This is a genomic window from Burkholderia sp. IT-111MI5, assembly GCF_949752865.1.
Taxonomy (GTDB): Bacteria; Pseudomonadota; Gammaproteobacteria; order Burkholderiales; family Burkholderiaceae; genus Burkholderia; species Burkholderia pyrrocinia_C.
The window spans coordinates 50,745-72,980 of the sequence record NZ_CATKIF010000012.1 but is presented as its reverse complement, the minus strand read 5'-3'; the positions used below and the strand labels follow the sequence as shown (position 1 = coordinate 72,980).

General features: G+C 67.7%; 19 protein-coding genes and 1 pseudogene. 9 read left to right on the top strand and 11 right to left on the bottom strand.

Features of this window, described 5'->3' with window-relative positions; genetic code table 11:
• Positions 1 to 58 precede the first annotated feature (58 nt).
• A complete protein-coding gene (locus ACM6JT_RS14930) occupies positions 59 to 262 on the top strand; it encodes a cold-shock protein (RefSeq protein WP_034183701.1) in 204 nt (67 codons plus the stop codon).
• A 95-nt stretch (positions 263 to 357) separates the two neighbouring features.
• On the opposite strand, the gene ACM6JT_RS14925 is transcribed toward ACM6JT_RS14930, so the two are convergent.
• The 3 genes from ACM6JT_RS14925 to ACM6JT_RS14915 all read right to left on the bottom strand — a co-directional run bounded on the left by ACM6JT_RS14925 (position 358) and on the right by ACM6JT_RS14915 (position 3,840).
• A complete protein-coding gene (locus ACM6JT_RS14925; protein WP_034183700.1) occupies positions 358 to 1,608 on the bottom strand; it encodes an Hsp70 family protein in 1,251 nt (416 codons plus the stop codon).
• 186 nt (positions 1,609 to 1,794) lie between these two features.
• The gene (locus ACM6JT_RS14920) at positions 1,795 to 2,400 is read right to left on the bottom strand and encodes a nitroreductase family protein (protein ID WP_034183699.1); all 606 of its coding nucleotides are present in this window, start codon (positions 2,398 to 2,400) and stop codon (positions 1,795 to 1,797) included.
• 156 nt (positions 2,401 to 2,556) lie between these two features.
• A complete protein-coding gene (locus ACM6JT_RS14915; protein WP_414856780.1) occupies positions 2,557 to 3,840 on the bottom strand; it encodes an MFS transporter in 1,284 nt (427 codons plus the stop codon).
• 220 nt (positions 3,841 to 4,060) lie between these two features.
• On the opposite strand from ACM6JT_RS14915, the gene ACM6JT_RS14910 reads away from it, so the two are divergent.
• A complete protein-coding gene (locus ACM6JT_RS14910; RefSeq protein WP_414856762.1) occupies positions 4,061 to 4,681 on the top strand; it encodes a TetR/AcrR family transcriptional regulator in 621 nt (206 codons plus the stop codon).
• A gap of 76 nt (positions 4,682 to 4,757) precedes the next feature.
• Complete coding sequence (locus ACM6JT_RS14905) at positions 4,758 to 5,330, top strand: DUF1415 domain-containing protein (RefSeq protein WP_105392241.1); 573 nt, start codon at positions 4,758 to 4,760, stop codon at positions 5,328 to 5,330.
• 49 nt (positions 5,331 to 5,379) lie between these two features.
• On the opposite strand, the gene ACM6JT_RS14900 is transcribed toward ACM6JT_RS14905, so the two are convergent.
• From ACM6JT_RS14900 to ACM6JT_RS14880, 5 genes are all read right to left on the bottom strand, one after another.
• Positions 5,380 to 6,270 (bottom strand): class I SAM-dependent methyltransferase, encoded by an 891-nt coding sequence (locus tag ACM6JT_RS14900; protein WP_034183749.1) that lies wholly within the window; start codon positions 6,268 to 6,270, stop codon positions 5,380 to 5,382.
• Positions 6,271 to 6,359: 89 nt separating this feature from the next.
• Positions 6,360 to 7,493, bottom strand: a complete 1,134-nt coding sequence (locus ACM6JT_RS14895) for a methyltransferase (RefSeq protein ID WP_034183696.1) — start codon at positions 7,491 to 7,493, stop codon at positions 6,360 to 6,362.
• A 125-nt stretch (positions 7,494 to 7,618) separates the two neighbouring features.
• Positions 7,619 to 7,951, bottom strand: coding sequence for a YegP family protein (locus ACM6JT_RS14890; RefSeq protein ID WP_034183695.1), 333 nt, complete (start codon positions 7,949 to 7,951; stop codon positions 7,619 to 7,621).
• A gap of 170 nt (positions 7,952 to 8,121) precedes the next feature.
• The gene (locus tag ACM6JT_RS14885; protein ID WP_034183694.1) at positions 8,122 to 8,616 is read right to left on the bottom strand and encodes an LEA type 2 family protein; all 495 of its coding nucleotides are present in this window, start codon (positions 8,614 to 8,616) and stop codon (positions 8,122 to 8,124) included.
• Positions 8,617 to 9,032: 416 nt separating this feature from the next.
• Positions 9,033 to 9,242: a hypothetical protein gene (locus tag ACM6JT_RS14880; protein ID WP_165948084.1), complete on the bottom strand. Its 210-nt coding sequence runs from the start codon at positions 9,240 to 9,242 to the stop codon at positions 9,033 to 9,035.
• A 17-nt stretch (positions 9,243 to 9,259) separates the two neighbouring features.
• Between ACM6JT_RS14880 and ACM6JT_RS14875 the strand changes: the two genes are divergently transcribed.
• On the top strand, positions 9,260 to 11,428 hold the full coding sequence (locus ACM6JT_RS14875) for a M1 family metallopeptidase (protein ID WP_414856761.1): 2,169 nt from the start codon (positions 9,260 to 9,262) through the stop codon (positions 11,426 to 11,428).
• 134 nt (positions 11,429 to 11,562) lie between these two features.
• Here ACM6JT_RS14875 and ACM6JT_RS14870 read toward each other — a convergent pair whose 3' ends face one another.
• The gene (locus tag ACM6JT_RS14870; protein WP_414856760.1) at positions 11,563 to 12,483 is read right to left on the bottom strand and encodes a LysR family transcriptional regulator; all 921 of its coding nucleotides are present in this window, start codon (positions 12,481 to 12,483) and stop codon (positions 11,563 to 11,565) included.
• A 162-nt stretch (positions 12,484 to 12,645) separates the two neighbouring features.
• Here ACM6JT_RS14870 and ACM6JT_RS14865 point away from each other — a divergent pair, with 162 nt between their 5' ends.
• Positions 12,646 to 13,623: a quinone oxidoreductase family protein gene (locus ACM6JT_RS14865; RefSeq protein ID WP_414856759.1), complete on the top strand. Its 978-nt coding sequence runs from the start codon at positions 12,646 to 12,648 to the stop codon at positions 13,621 to 13,623.
• A gap of 27 nt (positions 13,624 to 13,650) precedes the next feature.
• Positions 13,651 to 13,797 (top strand): annotated as a pseudogene (locus ACM6JT_RS14860) (DUF1427 family protein); the annotation flags it as partial.
• 24 nt (positions 13,798 to 13,821) lie between these two features.
• Here ACM6JT_RS14860 and ACM6JT_RS14855 read toward each other — a convergent pair.
• Together ACM6JT_RS14855 and ACM6JT_RS14850 are read right to left on the bottom strand one after the other, a co-directional pair.
• The gene (locus ACM6JT_RS14855; RefSeq protein ID WP_243565155.1) at positions 13,822 to 14,850 is read right to left on the bottom strand and encodes a transporter; all 1,029 of its coding nucleotides are present in this window, start codon (positions 14,848 to 14,850) and stop codon (positions 13,822 to 13,824) included.
• A 205-nt stretch (positions 14,851 to 15,055) separates the two neighbouring features.
• Positions 15,056 to 16,033: a hypothetical protein gene (locus ACM6JT_RS14850; RefSeq protein ID WP_034183690.1), complete on the bottom strand. Its 978-nt coding sequence runs from the start codon at positions 16,031 to 16,033 to the stop codon at positions 15,056 to 15,058.
• A 121-nt stretch (positions 16,034 to 16,154) separates the two neighbouring features.
• On the opposite strand from ACM6JT_RS14850, the gene ACM6JT_RS14845 reads away from it, so the two are divergent.
• The 3 genes from ACM6JT_RS14845 to tagF all read left to right on the top strand — a co-directional run bounded on the left by ACM6JT_RS14845 (position 16,155) and on the right by tagF (position 22,232).
• Positions 16,155 to 17,000 (top strand): M15 family metallopeptidase, encoded by an 846-nt coding sequence (locus tag ACM6JT_RS14845; protein ID WP_131947073.1) that lies wholly within the window; start codon positions 16,155 to 16,157, stop codon positions 16,998 to 17,000.
• Positions 17,001 to 17,301: 301 nt separating this feature from the next.
• Positions 17,302 to 21,246: a type VI secretion system membrane subunit TssM gene (gene tssM / locus ACM6JT_RS14840; protein ID WP_175750195.1), complete on the top strand. Its 3,945-nt coding sequence runs from the start codon at positions 17,302 to 17,304 to the stop codon at positions 21,244 to 21,246.
• Complete coding sequence (gene tagF / locus ACM6JT_RS14835; protein WP_034183687.1) at positions 21,243 to 22,232, top strand: type VI secretion system-associated protein TagF; 990 nt, start codon at positions 21,243 to 21,245, stop codon at positions 22,230 to 22,232. The genes tssM and tagF overlap by 4 nt, the downstream gene beginning before the upstream one ends.
• The last annotated feature ends 4 nt before the right edge of the window (positions 22,233 to 22,236 follow it).

Here is a 22,236-nt window from a genome sequence, read left to right as displayed (position 1 = left end):
TTGATTTTCCGCACCCCATGGGCTTCGGCCCCGTTTTATCTTTTTAGGAACAAGTAACATGGCAACCGGTACCGTCAAGTGGTTCAATGACGCAAAGGGCTTCGGCTTCATCACCCCGGAAGGCGGCGGCGACGATCTGTTCGCGCACTTCTCGGAAATCCGCACCGAAGGCTTCAAGACGCTGCAAGAAAACCAGAAGGTCGAGTTCGAAGTGAAGACGGGCCCGAAGGGTCTGCAAGCTGCGAACATCAAGCCGCTGTAAGTTCTGCGCGAGATTTGATGTAAAAAAGCCCCGCTTCGGCGGGGCTTTTTGTTTTTGTGCGCCAATCCGGCACGGCGGAATGCGGCTGCCTGCATTCAGCCGAACAGCCGCTGCGCGTGAATGCCGAGCCCCGTCGCGACACTCGCGAGGCGGTCGCCGAATACCGGCTGCGCATCCGGGAATGCGCCCGCGAGCGCACCCGACAGGAACGCGAGCCCCGTCGAGCCGCCGGTGAAATACAGTGCGCCGACGTCGCGCGGCGCAACGCCCGCGAGCCGCACCGTCTCGCGCGCGGCGTCGACGATGCGCGCGGTGTCGTCACGGCTCGCATCGACGAGACGATCGGAATCGAACGCGATCAGCAGGTCTTCTTCCACGTCGTTCAGGTCGATCATCGTCTCCCCGCCCGCCGCGACGCCGATCTTCGCCTCTTCCGCGCGCGCCATCAGCGCATGCCCGAGCCGCTGCTCGACCACGCTCGTGAGCCGGTCGTATTGCCGCGCATCCTGGTACAGGTGCTTCATCAGCTTCAGCTCGCCGAGCCGCTTCGGCGTGTAGACCGTATTGATCAGGTGCCAGGTCGCGAGATCGAAGTAGATCTTGTTCGGCAGTTCGCGCCCTTCCGGGTCGAGCGAACGGTAGCCGAACGCAGGCAGGATCGCCGCCAGCTCGACACGCCGGTCATAGTCGGTGCCCGCGACGTGCACGCCGTGGTGAGCCAGCACGTCGTCCTTGCGCTCGAGCCGCACCATCCGCTCGGGCCCGACGCGCACCAGCGAGAAGTCGGACGTGCCGCCGCCGATGTCGGCGACGAGCACGAGGCGTTCGGCCTGCTGGCGCGATTCGTAGTCGAACGCGGCGGCAATCGGTTCATACTGGAAGTGAACGTCCGCGAAGCCGACCGACCGCGCGGCCGCCTCGAGCTGATCCTGCGCGAGACGGTCGGCGCGCGGATCGTCGTCGACGAAGAACACGGGCCGGCCGAGCACCGCGCGGCCGATCGGCGCGCCCGCGCGCGCTTCGGCCTTGCGCTTCAGGTGCGTCAGGAAGCGCGCGATGATTTCGGTGTACGCGATCGCGCTGCCGTCGCCGAGATCGGTCGTCGTTTCCGCGAGCGGCGAGCCGAGGATGCTCTTCATCGAACGCATCAGTCGGCCGTCGAAACCGTCGATATAGGACGCCAGCGCCGCGCGGCCGTACTCGACCGTCTCCTCGTCGTTGTTGAAGAAGATCGCGGTGGGCAGCGTCAGGTGGTCGCCCTCGACGGGCGCGAGGCGCATGCCGTCGCCGTCGGGCAGCGCCACGGCGGAATTGGACGTGCCGAAATCGATCGCGCAGTAAGTCATGGGAAGTTGCCGCAGCAGGGCCGGCGCGAAAACGGAAAGGACGGGCTTTTTAACATGAAGCCCGCGGGATCACAACCGGGCCCGCCACCGGTGCCGCGGAACGGGCTTCGGTGACGACGGCGCGCGGCCTGGCGCGCCGGAGATGCGCGCGGACGGGATGCACGATGCAGCCGCCCGCCTGGCAGGTCAGGCTGCCGCGTCGAAGCTCTTCTTCCACGCGCTCGCATACACGACTTCGCCGATCGCATGGCGCGTGCGCGGCGCCTTCTCGCGATCGCGCAGCACGGGATCGAGCTTGTCGACGTTGCCGTAGTGGCCGAGCGAGATGATCGATACGATCGCGACGTCGGCCGGAATCGCGAATGCGTCGCGGAACGCCTTCGCGTCGAAACCGCTCATCTGGTGCGCGGCGAGGCCGAGCGCGTGCGCCTGCAGCACCAGCGACATCGCCGCGGCGCCTGCATCGTACAGCGCGGTCGGCGCCGGTTCGCCCTTAGGCGAAAGCGTATGCGCGGTCACCGCGATCAGCACGGGCGCCGGCGCATTCCAGCCCTGGTTGAACGGCACCAGCGTCGCGAACGCGCGCTTGAATGCGTCTTCGTCCTGGGTGCGCTCGAATACGATGAAGCGCCACGGCTGCGCGTTGTATGCGGACGGCGCCCAGCGCGCGGCTTCGAGCACCGCGTGCAGATCGCCGGCGCTGACGGGTTCATCCGAATAGGCGCGCGGGCTCCACCGGCCCGCGATCAGATCGTGAATCGAAACAGTGGTGGGAGCAGGTTTGACGGACATGCGGTTCCTCGCTGACATCGATGAAGGGGCGCGAACGCCTGGCGAACCGCAAGCATACCCGCTTGAGCGTTTGCGCGCCCGATCCTCCCGCGCTATGCAAATCACCGTACCTGCAATGGCCGGCCGCATGCGGTGCGGCCGGCCGGGCCACCGTGCTCAGGCTGCCTGCGCTGCCGCACGCGACGGGCCTCGGTTGATTCGCAGCACGATCAGCGCACCGACGATGCACAACCCGCCCGAGATCATCGACGCGATCGTGTAGGTGCCGAGGCTCGCGCGCAGCAGCCCCGCGCCGAGCGCCGCGAATGCCGCGCCGAGCTGGTGGCCGGCGACGATCCAGCCGAACACGACCGGCGCCGCGGCCTTGCCGAACACGTCGGTCGCGAGCCGCACGGTCGGCGGCACGGTCGCGATCCAGTCGAGCCCGTAGAACATCGCGAACAGCGGCAGCCCGAAGAAATCGATGCCGAACGCATGCGGCAGGTAGATCAGCGACAGCCCGCGCAGCCCGTAGTACCAGAACAGCAGCACGCGGTTGTCGTAGCGATCGGACAGCCATCCCGACAGCGTCGTGCCGAACAGGTCGAACACGCCCATCGCCGCGAGCAGCGACGCGCCCTGCACTTCGGTCATCCCGTAGTCGCTGCACATCGCGATCAGGTGCGTGCCGACATAGCCGTTGGTGCTCGCGCCGCAGATGAAGAAGCTGAAGAACAGCAGCCAGAAGTCGCGCGAACGGCTCGCCATCAGCAGCGTGCGGAACGCGACCGCGAGCGGGTTCTCCTTCGTCGCGTCGGGCGCGGGCGGCGCATCGGCCGGCTCGCCGTACGGGCGCAACTGCACGTCGGCCGGCCGTTCGGGCAGCAGGAACGCGACGAGCGGAATCACGATTGCGGCCGCTACCGCGACGACCAGCACGACCGGCCGCCAGCCATGGCGCTGCGCGATCGCCGCGAGCATCGGCAGGAACACGAGCTGGCCGGTGGCCGTGCTCGCGGTCAGGATGCCCATGATCAGGCCGCGCCGCGCATGGAACCAGCGCGTGACGAAGGTCGCGGACAGCGTCAGCGCGACGACGCCCGTCGAGCAGCCGACCATCAGGCCCCAGATCACCACCATCTGCCAGCTCTGCGTCATCATCGACGACAGCGCGACGCCCGCGCTCATCGTCACGAGCGCGGTGAGGATCGTCGGGCGCAGCCCGAAGCGCTGCATCGCGGCGGCCGCGAACGGCCCCGTCAGCCCGTACAGCGCGATGTTCACCGAGATCGCCAGCGAAATCGCCGCGCGGCTCCAGCCGAGTTCGCGTTCGAGCGGCACCATCAGCACGCTCGGCGTCGCGCGGGTGCCGGCTGCCGCCAGCAGGATCAGGAATACCACCGCCGCCGCGAGCCATCCATAGTGGAAGCGCCCGCCGATTCGTGTCACCGCCCAGTTCATCGTCATCTTCTCCAGTTGGCGGCTCCGGCGCCATCGCACCTGCTCCGCCCCACCCAGCCAGGCCACCTCCGCCGCACACTGCATCGGCTGACCCGGGCCGACGCTTGGCATTTGTCTGTCGATCCGACCAGCATTGTTACCGACCGGTCACAACTGTGTTGCGATCGTAGTTACCAGTCGGTAACATGTCAAGCAATTCATCACGTAGTCGAGGGTCATCATGTCCTGCATCGAAGCCGCCAAACCGCTGGCGCGCCGCACGCGCCGGCCGATCGACGGGGCCACTGCGCACGAGCACCTGCTGCGCGCCGCCGAGGAGCTGTTTTACCGGGAAGGCGTTCGCACGGTCGGCGTCGAGGCGGTCGTCGAGCGCGCGGGCGTCAACAAGATGAGCCTGTACCGCCAGTTCTCGTCGAAGGACGAGCTGATCCTCGCGTACCTGGAGCGGATGGACGCGTGCTTCTTCGAGCGTCTCGACACGAGCGTCGCCAAGCATCCGGGCCAGCCGAAGGCGCAATTGATCCAGTATTTCGTCGATCTTGCCGAGCGCGCGACGCAGAAGGACTATCGCGGCTGTCCGTTCGTCAACGTCGCCGCGGAATTCCCGGATGCGTCGCACCCGGCGCGCGAGCGCGTCGCGCAGAACAAGGAACAGTTGATGAAGCGGCTCGTCGCGCTGTGCGAAGACGCCGGCGCACGGCAGCCGCAGGCGCTCGCCGATGCGCTCGCGCTGGTGGTCGAAGGCATCTATGCGGCGAGCCAGACCTACCGGCACGGCGAAACGCCGATCGGTATCGCGCCCGCGCTCGTCACGCAGTTGATCGAGGCCGCATGCGCGTGACGGGCAGCGCACGCCCGAACCCGGCGTGCCCGCTACAATGCGGCCCTCTCCGCTCCACCGCCCGACTGGTTTCACGATGACCGACACCCGCCCCGAATCGCACGACGACATCCTCGCTGCCACGCGGCACTGGCTCGCGCGTGCGGTGATCGGGCTCAATCTGTGCCCGTTCGCGAAAAGCGTCTATGTGAAGGAACAGGTGCGCTACGCGATCAGCGAAGCGACGACGCTGGAAGACGCGCTCGCCGAGCTCGAAACCGAGCTGCGCGCGCTCGACGCGGCGGACCCGCAGCAGGTCGACACGACGCTCGTGATCTTCCCGCATGCGTTCGCCGATTTCGTCGACTACAACGATGCGCTGTTCTTCGCCGATCGGCTCGTGCAGCAACTGCGGCTCGACGGCGTGCTGCAGATCGCGAGCTTCCATCCGCAATACCGGTTCGAAGGCAGCGCCCCCGACGACATCGAGAACTACACGAACCGCGCGCCGTATCCGATCCTGCACCTGCTGCGCGAGGACAGCATCGCGCGCGCGGTCGACGCGTTCCCGGACGCGTCCGCGATCTACGAAAAGAATCAGGAAACGCTGCGCCGCCTCGGCCACGACGGCTGGCGCGAATGGATGCGCCGGCCGGGCGACGACGTCTGATGCGCCGCGCGCTCGCGCCGGCCGCTACGCGGTTCGGCCCGCCCGCGCGTCAGCCTTCGGCCGGCTCGACGGCCTCGCCGCCCGCTGCCGCGGCCTCCGGCACGAAGAAGCGCTCGTTCAGTTCGGCGAGCCCGAACATCCCGAGGATCTCGTTCAGCCGCTCGCCGGGCCGCCGGCGCGGCAGGTTCTTGTACTGCGCGATGATCAGCTCGTTCTTCATCGAATGCTCCCAGCCGACCAGCTCGGTCACGCTGACCTGGTAGCCATGCGCTTCGAGCTGCAGGCAGCGCAGCACGTTGGTGATCTGGCTGCCGAATTCGCGCGTATGCAGCGGATGCCGCCACACCTCGGTCAGCGCGTTCGCGAGCGACTTGCCCTTGTTCCGGCGCAGCACGCCCGCGACTTCCGCCTGGCAGCACGGCACCAGCACGATGTGCTGCGCGCGCTTCGCGAGCGCGAAGCGGATCGCGTCGTCGGTTGCCGTGTCGCACGCGTGCAGCGCGGTGACGACGTCGACCGTTTCGGGCAGCTGCGGCGACGTGATCGAATCGGCGACCGACAGGTTCAGGAACGACATGCCGCCGAACCCGAGCCGCGCGGCGAGCTCGGCCGAGCGCGTGACGAGCTCCTCGCGCGTCTCGATCCCGTACACGTGCGATGCGAACGCCGGCGTGCCGTGCCCCGGCTGCTGCTTGAAGAACAGGTCGTACAGGATGAAGCCGAGATACGACTTGCCGGCGCCGTGATCGACGAGCGTCACGCTGCCCTTGTCGGCCTGCACGCCGGCCAGCAGCGGCTCGATGAACTGGAACAGGTGATAGACCTGCTTCAGCTTGCGGCGGCTGTCCTGGTTCAGCTTCCCGTCGCGGGTGAGGATGTGCAGTTCCTTCAGCAGCTCGACGGATTGCTCCGGGCGGATTTCGTGGGTCTTGTTCGACATCGTGATGCGGCGCCGGGCCACGGTCGGTCGACCACGGCCCGGCGGCGGGAATTCGTGAGGGAGAGTGACAGTTTACCGAAAATGCGCGGTCAGGCTCGGGCGCCGAGCCGCCACAGCGACGTGACCTCGGCGCGGCGTGCCGCATGCAGCGGATCGTCGGCGTCGGTCGACTTCGGGTGCGCGGGGCGGATGTCGTCGCGGCCGAGCACGACCAGGCCCGCCTCGTCGATCCATTGCAGCAGCGTGTCGCGCGGGCGCAGGCCGAGGTGCTCGGCGAAATCGGACAGGATCAGCCAGCCCTCGCCGCCCGGCTCGAGATGCGCGGCGAGCCCGGCGAGGAAACCGCGCAGCATGCGGCTGTCGGGATCGTAGACCGCGTATTCGATCGGCGCGCTCGGCCGGGCCGGCACCCACGGCGGGTTGCAGACCACGAGCGGCGCACGGCCGGCCGGAAACAGGTCGGCCTCGACGACGTCGACGCGATCCGCATGACCGAGCCGCGCGACGTTCTCGCGCGCACAGGCGAGCGCACGCGGATCCTGGTCGGTCGCGACGACGCGCTCGACGCCTCGCGACGCGAGCACGGCCGCGAGCACGCCGGTGCCCGTGCCGACGTCGAACGCGAGCGACGTCGCCGGCAGCGGCGCGCGCGCGACGAGTTCGACATATTCGCCGCGCACCGGCGAGAACACGCCGTAGTGCGGATGGATCGGCGCGCCGCCGAGCGCCGGGATCGGCACGCCCTTCTTGCGCCATTCATGCGCGCCGACGAGGCCGAGCAGTTCGCGCAGCGACACGACCGACGGCGCGCCGCCCGGCCCGTACGCCTCCTCGCACGCGGCGCGCACGTCGGGCGCGCGGCGCAGCGGGATCGTGTAATCGGCGTCGAGCGGGATCAATAGCATCCCGAGCGTGCGGGCGCGCTGCGACTGCGCGAGACGATGCAGGTTGAATGCGTCGGCGCCGGCCGCGGCCTTCGCCTTCTTCGGCTTGCGCTCGACGCGGCGCGCCATCGCCTGCACGAGCTGGCGCGCATTCTGGAAGTCGCCCTGCCAGACGAGCGCGGTGCCCTCGCACGCAAGGCGGTAGGCCGCGTCGGCAGTGAGGCGGTCGTCGGCGGGCACCGCGCGCTTCGGCGGCTGCACACCGGCTTCGGAGCGCCAGCGCACGGCATGATCGACGCCGTCGGCGTCGGTCCAGTGGAAAACGGGGAAATCGGTCACGCGAACTCGGTTACGGTTGGCTTCAACGGGCGGCGGCATCGCACCGCGCGGCTCACACCATACCGCGCTTTGCCCGCGCGGCAAAGCGCGGGCGGCGGCACGCACCGCCGCCCGGGACGCGCGCGTCAGGTCTCGTCGTCGAGCGCCGCGTCGGGTGCGTTCTGCTTCACCGACGCGATGCCGTTCTCGCGGCCCGCTTCGGCCTTGTACAGCTCGCTCGTGCCGATGATCTCGTGATTGCCGGCCTTCAGGTTGAACATGAACTGGCCGTTGCTCGCGGTCTTGCGCTCGTAGCGCGCGTCGTCCGGCGCGTTCTTGCGCACCGACGCGACGCCGTTCTCCGCAGACGCCTTGGTCTTGTAGAGCTCGCTGCGCAGGATGATCTCGCCGTTGCCGGCCTTCAGGTGGAACAGGAACTGACCGTCGCTCGCTTTCTTGATGACGAATTTCGCTGCCATTGGGATCCCCTCGGGTGAAAGTTCGTCCGGCCCTCCGGACCCGGCCAGTTTAAGCGCGATCCCGCCGGGAAAACGCAAGGCCGGTGCAATTCAATCGTCAGGAATCGTCAGGGCCGGCGCGCACGCGCCGCTTCGTCCGGCATGGCGCCGGCATCCGCGCGGCGCCCGGGCTATCCGCCCCATCCCGGCATCGCGGGCAGGCGCAGCGTGCCCGCGTCGTTGAAGTGCACGGTGCCGAGCACGCCGCCGGCGAGCCGGCCGCGCAGCGCATACGGCAGCTCGCCGTTCGCAGCCGCGCCGGGCAGGTTCCACGCCTGCCGCGCGGCGGCGAATGCCGACACGGAAACCGGCACGTCGAGCACGGCCTCGCCGAAACGCGGCACGGTGCCCGAGCGATCGCTGACGCCGCTCGCGAACGGCGTGCCGTTCAGGTCGAGCGCGACCGAGATGCCGTCGTACTCGATCGGCGCATCGTTCGGGTTCTGCACGCGCAGCTTCAGGCTGAAACGCATCTCGAGCCCCTGCCCGACGAGCGGGTCGAGCCCGGCGACCGACACGCGCACGGGGTCGCGCGTCAGCCCCGCACAACCGCCGAGCAGGAACACGGCGGCGAACAGCAGCAGCACGGCGCGCAGCGGCGCGATACGGAACAGGGCTCGTGGCATCGGAAGGTCTCCTCGCGGCAATCGGTGAACGGGTCGTCGATGCATTGTACCGAGCGTGCCGCGGCACGCCGGATTTCGTAGTTTTCGCAACCTCGCCAGATCGTTAATAGATTAAAACTACGAAGCCATCGGCTAAACGGAAAGCGTATTAATGACTTCCAGCATTCAATGAAGCGGGAAAAATTCAATAGATGCATCTTCTAAATTTTTCGTTTCCTTTACCTAAAACCATCAAGTATATTTACGCATCCTTCGAGCTGGCCGACAAACCTTGAAGCCGCATGACGGCGAATTTACGGAACGGCGACCCGCCTTCCTTCCGTCCTGCGGACTGGCCCGGCCAGCCCCGTAGGTCGTCGGTTCAAAGGGATTGCGCGCCCGTGCCGGGCGTGCGGCCCCGTGTCGTGCGCGCGAAATCAATTCAGTACAACACGCGCTCGTCCATTTTGAACCGGCAAGTTAACCGACATCCGGAAATCCAGAGGGGGCAGTAAACCATGATTACCTTCACGTAGTCGGCCGCCGTCTTTTTCGAATAATCCGTCATTGGCATTTTCATCGCTGTTGATTAACGGCGAGGGGATTGCTTTTGCCGGCGTTTTCGCAGCACTGAACGATTCTTTCAACAATCGAGGTTTCAGTCATGTCGATCAACATTCGCAAGATGCGTTATCTGCCGCTCGTCGCCGCACTCGCGCTCGCCGGGTGCGGCGGCGACGACGGCGGCGCGGGCTCGGCTTCCGCGCTCAGCTCCGCCGGCGCGCCGCACTCGGGCTCGTCGCCCGCCGTCACCGCGCCGCCGAGCGCATCCAACGTCGACAAGAGCGTGTCGCCTGTCGAGCTGCCGGACACCGTCGTACCCGTGAACTACCGGCTGTGGTTCCGCCCGAACGAAGCGCTGAACGCGTTCGACGGCCGCGCCGACGTCGAGATCAAGGTGCTGAAGCCGGTCAACAACATCGTGATCGCCGGCCACCGGATCAAGTTCACGAACGGCCGCATCACGCTGCAGCCGGGCAACATCCAGTTGATCGCGACGCCGCAGGACAAGGGCGACTTCTACCAGCTGCGCCCCGTGAGCGGCACGATCTCGCCGGGCAACTATTCGCTGCACATGGAGTGGTCGGGCATCATCAACTTCAAGTCGTATGACGATCCCGTCACGAAGACGGGCGGCAGCTGCGGCGACGATCCGTATCCGGGCTGCTCGGCCGCGGAAGGCATCTTCCGCGTCGACCTGAAGAGCACCGACGGGACGACGAGCGGCGCGATCCTCACCCAGGGCGAAACCAACCTGGCGCGCCAGTGGTTCCCCGGCTGGGACGAGCCGGCGTTCCGCCCGACCTATGAAGTGACGGCCGAAGTGCCGCAGAGCTGGCGCGTCGTGTCGAACGCGGCCGAGAAGCCGTCCACCAGCATCGGCGGCGGCTACAAGCTCGTGCAGTTCGAGAAGACCCCGCCGATGCCGTCGTACCTGCTGTTCTTCGGCGGCGGCCTGTTCGACACCTACGAGGACGACTTCACGAGCCCGCTGCCGGGCGGCAAGGGCGGCCTGCACCTGCGCGTGTTCACGCCGCCGGGCATGAGGGACTGGGCGAAGCCGGCGATGGACCGCACCAAGCAGGCGCTCGACTACTACTACCGCTACACGGGCATCGCGCTGCCGCTGACGAAGTTCGACACGGTCGCCGCGAACGACGCGTTCAAGGAGCAGAAGGACCTGAACTTCGGCGGGATGGAGAACTGGGGGTCGATCCTCGAGTTCGCCGACGACATCCTGCCGCAGCCGGGCCAGCCGATGTCGCGCTACGGCAACGAGGTGCTGACGCACGAAGTCGCGCACCAGTGGTTCGGCGACCTCGTCACGACCGACTGGTGGGACAACGTGTGGCTCAACGAATCGTTCGCGACGTTCTTCGAGACGAAGACGACGATCCAGTTCTTCCCCGACGAGTTCAGCTGGCTCGACCAGGTGAAGAACAAGTACCGCGTGATCAATCGTGACATCGGCCCGAACGCGTTCCCGGTCGCACCGAACTTCAACGGCTGGGCGTCGAACGATTTCGTGCTGAGCGCCAGCGCGTTCACGTACGACAAGGGCGGCCACGTGCTGAAGACGCTCGAGAACTATCTCGGCGAACAGACGCTGCGCAAGGGTCTGCAGCAGTACCTGGTCGACTACTCGTTCGGCAACGGCACGCCGAAGCGCCTGTGGGACGCGCTGTCGAAGGCGAGCGGCCAGTCGGTCGGCGCGATCGGCGACAGCTACGTGCGCCAGACCGGCGTGCCGCTGATCTCGCTCGACACGCAGTGCGACCTGACGAAGAACCAGACGATCGTCACGCTGAAGCAGCAGCCGTTCCCGAACAAGAACGCGTATCCGGGCCTGCAATGGACGGTGCCGATCACGCTCGCGTACGGCCAGGGTCTCGCGCAACGCACGACGCTCGCGCTGAAGGACACGCAGACGCAAACGCGGATCGACGGTTGCACGGGCGTGGTCGCGGACCCGAGCGGGCTCGACTACTACGTCGTGAACTACAGCGACGCGGCCTGGAGCGGGTTGCTCACGCAGGTCAACGGCTCGTCCGATCCGGTGCTGCTGTCGAACCTGAAGAGCGAGGCCGCGCTGCTGGTCGCGAACAACCTCGCGCCGGCTTCGCGCTCGACGTCGATCGGTTCGGTCGCTTCGCCGGCCGCGATGAAGCTGCGCCAGACGCCGACCTTCGGCGGCATCGCGCCGGCGACGAAGGAACGCCCGGCCCTGCAATACCAGGGCATCTTCAAGCCGCGCAAGGTAGTGACGCAGTAACGGTGCGCGTCCGGCCGGTGCCGCGCAGCCTGCGGCGCCGGCCGGCGTACCTCCTCCCGACCTTTGACGGGCCTCGCGAGCGAGGCCCTTTTTTCTGTCGGCGCGGCGCTATCGCCCGACGCGCCTTCTTGCGCTCACGCCCACGCGGCATCCCACGCCGGCTGCGCGAACCACGTTGCCAGGAACGCGACGAGCCGCGACGCACGTGCGCTGCCGCGCGCCTGCTGGCGCAACACGTGGATCGTCGCGTGCTCGGGCGCCGCCGCATACTGCGGCAGCACCGCGCGCAACCGTCCGTCGCGCAATGCATCCCCGGCGAGCCAGGTCGGCAGGTGCGCGAGACCGAGCCCGTCGATCGCGGCTTCGAGCAACGCCTCCGAATGATTACTGCGGAACCGCGGCTGCGCCGGCACGTGGCGGCGGTCGCCGAAGCGCCAGGCGCCCGGCGGCGGCGCGCCATGCCACGCGAGACAGTCGTGTCCGGCGAGCGCGTCGGACGATTCGGGCTCGCCGCGCCGCGCGAGGTAGGCCGCGCTCGCGCACAGCACGCGCCGCTGCGGCGCCAGTACGGTCGCGACGAAGCGCGTGTCCTCGAGCGGGCCGATGCGCACCGCGAGATCGACGTCGGAACCGAGCCGCGCTCCTTGCAGGTCGACCATGCTGTCGGTCAGCACCAGGTCGACCTGCAGCGCCGGATGACGCTGCATGAACGCGGCCAGCGCGGCCATCAGGTGCAGGCGGCCGAACGGCGCCGGACAGTCGACGCGCAGCAGCCCGCTCGGCTCGTCGTGCTGGCTGTGCAGGTCTTCCTGCAGGCCGCGCAGCTCGGCCAGCATCCGCAGCGCGCGCCCGTACAGCAACTGCCCGGCCTCGGTCGGCCGCAGTGCATGGGTGGTGCGATGCAGGAGACGGATGCCGAGCTGCGCCTCGAGCCGGTCGATGCGCCGCGTGACCGACGACGCGGCGACGCCCAGCCGGCGCGCGGCCGCCGAGAAGCTCTGCTGGTCGACCACGTCGACGAACAGCGCCAGATGCGGGGAAAGGAAGTCGTCCATTCAGGGGGCCTCGGGTTTTGCTATGCGCAAATCGCAAAACAATCATCCACCTTTGCATATTTCCGTGTCAAACCGCCCCAACTAGACTGCATTCATCCTTTCCACCCGTTGCACGCGCCGGCCCGCCGGGCAGCGCGGCAGCCATCCGCCACGGAGATCATCATGCGCAGCATCCGCTTCGACGCCCCCGCCGCCGACATCGAGTCGCTCGACGCGCGCGTCAGGGAAATCGACCAACCCGTGCCGGCCGACGGCCAGATGCTGATCGAGGTGCGCGCGGCCGGCGTCAACCCGAGCGACGTGAAGGCCGCGCTCGGCCGCATGCCGCACGCGGTGTGGCCGCGCACGCCCGGGCGCGACTGGGCCGGCATCGTGCGCAGCGGCCCGGCCGAGTGGATCGGCGCGCCCGTGTGGGGATCGGGCGGCGATCTCGGCGTGGGGCGCGACGGCTCGCACGCGGAATGGCTCGTGCTCGACGCGGCACTGGTGCGCCGCAAGCCGGCCGTGCTGACGCTCGACGAAGCGGCCGGCGTCGGTGTGCCGTTCGTCACCGCATACGAGGGTTTGCGCCGGGTCGGCATGCCGACGGCCGACGACGTCGTGCTGGTGTTCGGTGCAAACGGCAAGGTCGGCCAGGCCGCGATCCAGCTGGCGACCGCGCGCGGCGCGACCGTGATCGGCGTCGAGCGCGGCCCCGGCGGCTATCGCGGCCACGCATCGGGCGACGTGCACATGATCGACGCGTCGCGCTGGCCCGTCGCCGACGCCGTGCACGCGGCGACCGGCGGCCGCGGCGCGGACATCGTCTACAACACGGTCGGCAGCCCGTATTTCGAAGCAGCGAACGCATCGATGGCGATCGGTGCGCGGCAGATCTTCATCTCGACGATCGACCGCAGCGTGCCGTTCGACATCTTCGCGTTCTATCGCGGCCAGCATACGTACGTGGGTATCGATTCGCTGCAGCTCGGCGGCGCCGCGGTCGCGCAGATCCTCGACACGCTCGCACCCGGCTTCGGCAACGGCACGCTGCGCCCGTTCCCGATCGGCGACGACTACGTGTACCCGCTCGAACGCGCACACGACGCGTATCGCGCGGTGCTGGCCGGTGCGCGCGAGCGCGTCATCCTCAAGCTCTGACGCCGGACCGCACGGGAGACCGCCATGATGGATTACCTGACTTCGCTCGCGGTGGGCCTCGGCGTCGGCGTGCTGTATGCGCTGCTGCACGTGCGCTCGCCGGCCCCGCCGCTCGTCGCGCTCGTCGGCCTGCTCGGGATGGTGATCGGCGAACGCGCGATCGCGCTGCTGCGCTGACGCGCCGAAACGGCGCCGGCGCTAACGATCGTCGCGACGTCGGAACGCCCACCATGCGGCGAGCGCGGTGAAGCCCGCGACGAGCAGCACCATCAGCCAGAAGCCGTGCTTGTTCTCCGAGAACGGCACGCCGCCGACGTTCATCCCGAAGAAGCCGGCGACGATGTTGATCGGCAGCGCGATCACGGTCACGAGCGTCAGCGTGAACAGCGTCCGGTTGTTCTGCTCGTCGAGACGCGACCCGATCTCTTCCTGCAACAGCTTGATCCGCTCGTTGAGCCCCGACAGATCGCCGAGCACCAGCGAGAACTCTTCGGTCGATTCGCGCAGCTCCTGCGTGTCTTCCACGTGCAGCCACGCGGGCGGCTTCGCGAGCAGCCGGAAGATCGACCCGGGCTCGGGCGCGAGCATGCGCTGCAGGCGCGTCAGCGTGCGGCGCATCGCGCCGAGCTCGATGCGGCTCGACGTGAGCCGCTGCGACAAAAAGCGATCCTCGATGCGATCGACGTCGATGCTCGTGCGCCGCATGATCTGGATCAGCAGGTCGGCCTGGTCGCGCAGCAGGTGCACGAGCAGTTCCGCTGGCGACCGGAACTGCTCGCCGTCGCGCACGCATGCGCGCAGCGTGTCGACCGAGCGCAGCGGCTTGAGCCGCGCGGTGACCATGATGCGCTGCTCGACGTGGACGAACAGCGTCGCGATCTCCGACGGCGTCAGCTCGAGGTTGAACATCACGTCGTTGACGATCGCGCGCAACGCGCCGTCTTCCTGCTCGATGCGCGTCGAGCGCGAACCTTCGTGGAGGAATGCGAAGAAGCTGTCCGGCAGCCCGAGATGCGTGCGCATCCAGCGCTCGCTCGCGCCGTGCGCGAGATTGAAGTGCAGCCAGACGAAATCGTCCGACGCGACCGCGTCGCGCTCGCGGCACGTGTGCAGCCACGCGGCGGCCGCATCGGCGTCGAGCATTGCGCCGGATCCGCCCGGAACGAAGCGGAAGCCGCACACCATGCCGGACGTATCGGCGCCGTAAGTCTGTACGATCAGGTCCATCGTGTCGAAAGTCGTGCGATGCGCGGCGCGCCGCACATCGCGGGTCGCGGGCCCGCGCCGGGAAAAGAAAGGAGACGTATGCCCGACGGGCGTGACGCACTCGTGACAGTGTCACGCCGCATGATACCGGCAGCTTCCATGCCCAAAAGCAACGCGCCGCCCAACGGGCGGCGCAGATACGGCATCGCGGCATGCGCAGGACGCGTTACTGCCGCGTCTCCGACTGCGCGGCGTTCGGGCACGCCGGGTCCTTGCCCCAGTGGCCGTCGCAGACGCGCCAGCGGCACAACTGATCCTCGAAGAAGCCGCGCTCCGAACACTCCTTCACGCGCGCCCCAAGCGAACCGGTCGCCGCCGCCGTCTTGGTCGGCACGGCCTGCGCCTTCTGCGCGGCGAGTTTCTTGTCGGCCGGCTTCGTGCGCGCGACGAGCGCAGCGAGCAGATCGGCATCCGGATCGTCCTTCCCGGCCGCCTTCGCATTCGCGGTACGCGTCGACGCCGCATCGCGGCGCTTCTTCGCCTGCGCGAGCTCGGCTTCCTGTTCCTTGCGATGCTTGCGGGCTTCAGCCTTCGTCTCGGCCTTCGTCTCAGCCTTCGTGTTGGCCTTGCCTTGCGCGACCTTCGTGCTCTTCGCGGCGTCGGCCTTCGCGGTTTTCGTCGTCGCTGCCGCGGCGGCCGTGGCGGCTGCGGCAGCGCCGGCCGTGGCTGCGCCCGATGCGTCGTCGGCGCCATCGGCGAGCGCGCGCGACAGGCGGCTGTTGTCCGCGCCGGACGCGGACGATGCGGACGCAACGGTCCGGGAAGCCGAATCGTCGTTGACGATCGTGGCCGGCTGCGCGGCGGACGCGCCATTCTGCGCGACCTGCACGGCGGCACCGCTGGCCGGTGCGGCCTTGGCCGGCTCGGCCGCTGCGGGCGCGGCTGCAGCCGTGACAGCGACGGCCTGCTCGCCCGAATGCTGCTGCATGCGCCATGCGCCCCAGCCGCCGACGGCAACCACCAATGCCACGACGGCCGCAATCGGTGCCTTCAGCGAACGGCGCGCCGGTTCGGCGGGCGGCGTGACACGCCCTTCCAGATTCGCGAGAATGCGAGACTGCTGAGCTCCTCCGTTGCCTTCCGGTTTAGTATCGGACAGCAGGCTGGGTGGAGTTTTCGAATTTGAATTTTCCGGCGCACTCATTCAGCGTCTCATTGAATCCTGGTTTAATTCACCGCGATAATATAGCCCGGCCTCTCAAAGCAGCCTGATTCTAAGAGCAAGCATTGCAAAACACAATCAATTCCAATTTCCGGGGATTTCGTTGATTGCCGTCGCACTCGTCGCCTATTTCGCCCTTGCCGTCGCGGTTGCGGCACTGTTGCTTTTACCGGGTATCCGCGCGACGGTTTTCGAATCCGTCGCCCAGTTTCACGGCCGTCTTACGCGCCGTGCGAACGATCGCGCCACGCGTACGCGGAGTCAGATTGTTAAATCGGCAAGCGCTACGCGCGGCGCATTAAACGATGTGCAAAATTTACTGGTTCGGCGGCGCTTGATGATTACGGTATCGGCAGGTATTCTTGCGACGCCGCCATTGGTCGCCATTGCGTTACGCGGCCGGCAATTGTTCCAGTACGACGACACGGCGCGCGTGCCCGACGAGAAGATCGCCGCGCTGCTGCAGGGCGAACAGCTCGTGCCGCCTCCGCCGCTGCCGCCGGAAGTCTTCGCCACCCGGGAAGTCGAACAGGTGCGCCCGGCGCTGAAGGATGCGAGCCGCGACTGGAACCTGCTGGACCCGGATTTCCGTACGCGTTTGCTGCTGGTCTACAAGATCATGCACGAACAATACGGTTATGAAATGGCGCTGCTGGAAGGTTACCGGAGCCCGGAACGGCAAAACCGGCTGGCGCAGATGGGCAGCAACGTGACCAATGCGGCGGCCTTCCAGAGTTATCACCAATTCGGGCTGGCGGCCGACAATGCATTCCTGCGCGACGGCAAGCTGGTCATTTCCGAGAAAGATCCGTGGGCGATGCGCGGCTACCAGTTGTACGGCCAGGTCGCCGAGCAGGTCGGCCTGACCTGGGGGGGCCGCTGGAAAATGATGGATCTCGGGCACGTGGAATACCATAAACCCGGTTTTAAACTGGGACGCGGCAGCTAGCCAGGGCTGCCGGACAGGAAATAATGAGGGCGGCATGGGGCTTTTTAATATCCCGGCAGGAAACGATACGGGCGACGCAAAAAATCGGGCATTCCGGTGCGCGATTTTTTGCGGCCGCCGCTTCCGTTTTAAATCTCACAGCGTCCTTTCATTAATGCGCGCGCCTTCTCCGATGCCGCGGGCGCATTGATGCCGGCCCCCTTCATCCCGTTTGACAGCATGGCGACACATCGCGGCGCCACCCTTGCCGCTCGGCGCGCCTGCGTCGCCTCACCGAATCGCACCGGAACCTGAACGTCCTATGCAACGCATCCTCAACGTGCTGACTCATCCGCGTACGCTCTCGATCGTCGGGATCGTCGCGCTAGCGGCCATCCTCTTCATCGTCGCCGACATGCTGCAGCTGCCGCTCCTGTGGGCGGCGATCGCGTTCGCGGCGATCCTCGCGCTGTGGCTCGTCGTCGCGCTGTGGCGCCGCTGGCGCGTGAAGCGCGCGAACCAGCAGCTCGGCCAGGTGCTGGAAGAGCAGGCGGAAACCGGCAAGATCGCCGCACCCGCCGCCGCCGCGCTCGCGCCCGACGCGAAGACGGCCGACCTCGACGTGCTGCGCACGCGCCTGTCGGACGCGGTGAAGACGATCAAGACGTCGAAGATCGGCCAGGTCTCGGGCGGCTCCGCGCTGTACGAACTGCCGTGGTACATCGTGATCGGCAACCCGGCCGCGGGCAAGAGCAGCGCCGTGCTCAATTCCGGCCTGCAGTTCCCGTTCGCGGACAAGAACAGCGCCGTGATCCACGGCATCGGCGGTACGCGCAACTGCGACTGGTTCTTCACGACCGAAGGGATCCTGCTCGACACGGCCGGCCGCTATTCGGTGCACGAGGAAGACCGCAGCGAGTGGCTCGGCTTCCTCGGCCTGCTCAAGCGCTATCGCCCGAAGGCGCCGATCAACGGCATCATCGTCACCGCGAGCATCGCCGAACTCACCGGCAACCGCCCCGAATTCGCGATCAACCTCGCGAAAAACCTCCGCCAGCGCGTTCAGGAGCTGACGGAAAAGCTCGAGGTGTTCGCGCCGGTCTACGTGATGTTCACGAAGGCCGACCTGATCACCGGCTTCACCGAATTCTTCAGCAGCAGCGACAAGCACGAGTACGACCGCGTGTGGGGCGCCACGCTGCCCTACGAGCCCGACGACAAGCGCGACGTGGTCGCGCAGTTCGACACGCACTTCGAGGAACTCTACGAAGGGCTGAAGGAGATCAGCGTCGCGCAGCTGTCGCTGTCGCGCGGCAACCAGCTGTCGCCGGGCCAGTTGAGCTTCCCGCTCGAATTCTCGACGATCAAGCCGTCGCTGCGCGCGTTCCTCGCGACGCTGTTCGAGAACAACCCGTTCCAATACAAGCCGATCTTCCGCGGCTTCTACTTCACCAGCGCGCTGCAGGAAGGCGAAACCAACAGCGCGGCCGCGCAGCGCATCGCGCACCGCTTCGGCCTCGACGCAACCGCGCTGCCGAAGCCGCACAGCGCGTTCTCGAAGAACGGCTTCTTCCTGCGCGACCTGTTCTCGAAGGTGATCTTCGCGGACCGCCAGACGGTGCGCCAGTTCGCCAGCCCGACCAAGACTCGGCTGCGCTACGCGACCTTCTTCGGCTTCGTCGCGGCGCTCGCGCTCGCGCTCGGCGGCTGGACCTGGTCGACGATCGGCAACCAGCAGCTGGTCTCGAACGTGCAGGCCGACCTCGACAACGTCACGCGCCTGCAGCAGGGCCGCAACGACCTGCAGTCGCGCCTGCAGGCGATGGACATCCTGGAAGACCGGATCGAGCAGCTCGAGCAGTTCCGCCGCGACAAGCCGCTGTCGGTGTCGCTCGGCCTGTACCAGGGCGACCGTCTCGAGCAGCACCTGCTGACCGAGTACTACAACGGCGTGCGCCAGATCCTGCTGGCCCCCGTGTCGCAGAACCTCGCGTCGTTCATGAAGGACGTGAACGCGCACCCCGAGCAGCTCGTGCCGATGACCCGCCCGCCCGAATCGGGCGCCGTGCAGGGCGGCACGATGCCGGTCTCGACGAACGCGGCGGGCGCAGCACCGCAGGCAGGCGCCGCACCGGCCGCGTCCGGCACCGCGCCGGCCGCCGCGCCGCAACAGCCGGCCGCGCCGCAGGGCGGCCTCTACAGCGACGCGTCGCCGACCAACGTGCAGGACGCGTACAACGCGCTCAAGACGTACCTGATGCTGTCCGACAAGCGCCACGTCGAGCAGGCGCACCTGACCGACCAGCTCGCCCGCTTCTGGCGCGGCTGGCTCGAGACGAATCGCGGCAACATGCCGCGTGACGAGATGATCAAGAGCGCGGAGCGCATGATCTCGTTCTACCTCGCCCGCGTGAACGACAACGACTGGCCGATGATCGACGCGAACCTCGCGCTCGTCGACCAGACCCGCGAGAACCTGCGCCGCGTGGTGCGCGGCATGCCGGCCCGCCAGCGCGTCTACGAGGAAATCAAGGCGCGCGCGTCGACCCGCTTCGCGCCGATGACCATCGCGCGCATCGTCGGCGACGGCAACCAGGGGCTGGTGGCCGGCAGCTACGCGATTCCGGGCACGTTCACGCGCGAAGCGTGGTTCGACTACGTGCAGCCGGCGATCCGCGACGCGGCGACCAAGGAACTGCAGGCGAAGGACTGGGTGCTGAACACGTCGACGCAGGACGACCTGACGCTCGAGGGCAGCCCCGAGCAAATCCAGAAGACGCTGGTCGGCATGTACAAGACCGAGTACGCGCAGCACTGGCAGAAGTTCATGCAGGGCATCGCGGTGCAGGGCTTCAGCAGCTTCGGCCAGGCCGTCGACGGGATGAACCGCCTCGGCGACCCGCAGGATTCGCCGATCCGCAAGATCCTCGAGACCGCGTACGACCAGACGTCGTGGGACAACCCGTCGCTCGCGAACGTGGCGATCAAGAAGGCGCAGACGGGCGTCGTGAACTGGGTCAAGCAACTGTTCTCGCGCTCGCAGGCCGGCCAGGTGGCGGCCGCCAACATCGACATCAACGGCAATCCGGCCGACGTGCCGATGGGTCCGGTCGGCCAGGAGTTCATCGGGCTCGCGCGGATCGTCGCGACGCATGACGGCACGTCGATGCTCAAGGGCTACATGGATTCGCTGTCGAAGGTCCGGACCCGCTTCAACGTGATCAAGAACCAGGGCGACCCGGGCCCCGGCGCGCGCCAGCTGATGCAGCAGACGCTCGACGGCAACGGTTCGGAACTCGCCGAGTCGCTGAAGCTCGTCGACGAGCAGATGCTGACGGGCCTCACCGATTCGCAACGCAAGTCGCTGCGCCCGCTGCTCGTGCGGCCGCTGATGCAGGCGTTCGCGGTCGTGATCCAGCCGGCCAGCGCCGAAGTCAACAAGGTGTGGAACGCGCAGGTCTACCAGCCGTTCCAGAACTCGCTCGCGACGAAGTATCCGTTCGCGGCCAGCGCGAAGGTCGAGGCCGGCGCCGGCGAGATCGCGCAGGTGTTCGGTCCGGACGGCTCGATCGCGAAGTTCGTCGGCACGACGCTCGGGCCGCTCGCGGTGCGCCGCGGCGACACGCTCGCCGCCCGCACGTGGGGCGACATGGGCATCGGGCTCACGCCGGACTTCACGAACGGCTTCGCACGCTGGGTCGCACCGCTCGCGGGCGGGGCGGCAGGCGGCGCGGCCGCGGCGTCCGAGCCGCAGACGGTGTTCCAGATCCTGCCGCAGCCGAGCACGGGCACGACGGAATACACGATCGCGATCGACGGGCAGCAACTGCGCTACCGCAACACGCCGCCGCAGTGGACCAACTTCGTGTGGCCGAACCCGCAGGGCTCGCCGGGCGCGACGCTGTCCGCGACGACCTTCGACGGCCGCACGGTGCAGCTCGTCAACGAGCCGGGCCGCTACGGCCTCGAGAAGCTGATCAACTCGGCGCAGCGCAAGCGCCGTCCGGACGGCACCTTCGACCTGACGTGGGTGCAGGGCAGCGTGAACGTGTCGGTGACGATGCGCATCATCAGCACGTCGCAACCGACGGGCGGCGGCGGCGACCAGCCGCAGCAGCAGAGCCTGCGCGGCCTGCAACTGCCGTCGTCGGTCGCCGACGCGAGCGCGGGGGCCGCGCAGAACGCGACCCAGTCCGGCACGGGCACGCCGGGCGCAGCGCCGGCCATCGCGGCCGCCAACGCAACGAATGCACAGGGGGCGCAATGACGCAAACCGTACAGGCGCAAATCGCCTACTTCGGCAAGATTCCGTCGCGCGGCGACTTCGTGAAGAGCCCGCACAATCCGCAGTTGCTGCAGACGCTCGATCGCTGGATCGCGCAGGCGCTCGAACTGCTCGCGGAAGACCCGCGCTGGAAGCTCGTCTACGAGGATGCGAAGCCGATGCATTTCGCGTTCCTCGGCTCGCGCAGCAAGCTCGCGATCGCGGGCCACATGGTCGCGAGCCACGACGTGTCGATGCGCCGCTTCCCGTTCCTCGGCGCAACCGCGCTCGAGGTCGACCGGCCGCTCGCGTTCCTCGCGCGCAGCCCGCTCGCGTTCGCGCGGCTGTGGTCGCGCGTCGCCACGCAGATCCCGCCGCTGCTCGGCAAGGAAGAGCCGCCCGGCGCGCTGCAGGCGCTCGGCGACACGCAGGTGCCGATCGACGTCGGCGGCCCCGGCACGTCGCATGACGGCACCTTCAACGATTTCGTCGAACACCAGTCGCTGTATGGCCTGCAGCAGATGCTGCTCGAAAGCGGCCACCCCGTGCGGCTGCGCGGCGCGATGCTCGCGCTCGGCTCGCTGCTGCGGCCGGTGATGCAAAGCGGCTCGTCGCACATCGAGCGCGGCCTCACGCTGCCGCTGCCGGTCGATCCGTTCTATCGCAGCCTCGTCGCCGCGTTCTGGCTCGAACTGATCGCGCCGTTCGTCGCGCAGGCCGACTTCGAGCTCGCGATCTTCATCGGCTCGATCGCCGAACGCGAACGCCTGATCATCGGCTTCAACGGCGCGTCGGCGAAGACGCTGCTGAGCGTTGTCGATCCGCAGACCTACGCCGCCCACAACATCGACATCGACGATCCCGAGTGGATCGACGCCCATGCGCAAAACGATCACCAGATCAGCAAGCTCGTCAGCTACCTCGACCAACCGCAACTCTCGCTGCGCGTCGCGATCGACGCGTTCCGCGAAGCGTTCATCGGAGGCTGACGGG

Excerpts from the sequence above, each read along its gene's own strand:
- ACM6JT_RS14930 (WP_034183701.1), top strand. The coding sequence starts at position 59 with ATGGCAACCGGTACCGTCAAGTGGTTCAATGACGCAAAGGGCTTCGGC.
- ACM6JT_RS14925 (WP_034183700.1), bottom strand. The coding sequence starts at position 1,608 with ATGACTTACTGCGCGATCGATTTCGGCACGTCCAATTCCGCCGTGGCG.
- ACM6JT_RS14920 (WP_034183699.1), bottom strand. The coding sequence starts at position 2,400 with ATGTCCGTCAAACCTGCTCCCACCACTGTTTCGATTCACGATCTGATC.
- ACM6JT_RS14915 (WP_414856780.1), bottom strand. The coding sequence starts at position 3,840 with ATGAACTGGGCGGTGACACGAATCGGCGGGCGCTTCCACTATGGATGG.
- ACM6JT_RS14910 (WP_414856762.1), top strand. The coding sequence starts at position 4,061 with ATGTCCTGCATCGAAGCCGCCAAACCGCTGGCGCGCCGCACGCGCCGG.
- ACM6JT_RS14905 (WP_105392241.1), top strand. The coding sequence starts at position 4,758 with ATGACCGACACCCGCCCCGAATCGCACGACGACATCCTCGCTGCCACG.
- ACM6JT_RS14900 (WP_034183749.1), bottom strand. The coding sequence starts at position 6,270 with ATGTCGAACAAGACCCACGAAATCCGCCCGGAGCAATCCGTCGAGCTG.
- ACM6JT_RS14890 (WP_034183695.1), bottom strand. The coding sequence starts at position 7,951 with ATGGCAGCGAAATTCGTCATCAAGAAAGCGAGCGACGGTCAGTTCCTG.
- ACM6JT_RS14885 (WP_034183694.1), bottom strand. The coding sequence starts at position 8,616 with ATGCCACGAGCCCTGTTCCGTATCGCGCCGCTGCGCGCCGTGCTGCTG.
- ACM6JT_RS14875 (WP_414856761.1), top strand. The coding sequence starts at position 9,260 with ATGTCGATCAACATTCGCAAGATGCGTTATCTGCCGCTCGTCGCCGCA.
- ACM6JT_RS14870 (WP_414856760.1), bottom strand. The coding sequence starts at position 12,483 with ATGGACGACTTCCTTTCCCCGCATCTGGCGCTGTTCGTCGACGTGGTC.
- ACM6JT_RS14865 (WP_414856759.1), top strand. The coding sequence starts at position 12,646 with ATGCGCAGCATCCGCTTCGACGCCCCCGCCGCCGACATCGAGTCGCTC.
- ACM6JT_RS14855 (WP_243565155.1), bottom strand. The coding sequence starts at position 14,850 with ATGGACCTGATCGTACAGACTTACGGCGCCGATACGTCCGGCATGGTG.
- ACM6JT_RS14850 (WP_034183690.1), bottom strand. The coding sequence starts at position 16,033 with ATGAGTGCGCCGGAAAATTCAAATTCGAAAACTCCACCCAGCCTGCTG.
- tssM (WP_175750195.1), top strand. The coding sequence starts at position 17,302 with ATGCAACGCATCCTCAACGTGCTGACTCATCCGCGTACGCTCTCGATC.
- tagF (WP_034183687.1), top strand. The coding sequence starts at position 21,243 with ATGACGCAAACCGTACAGGCGCAAATCGCCTACTTCGGCAAGATTCCG.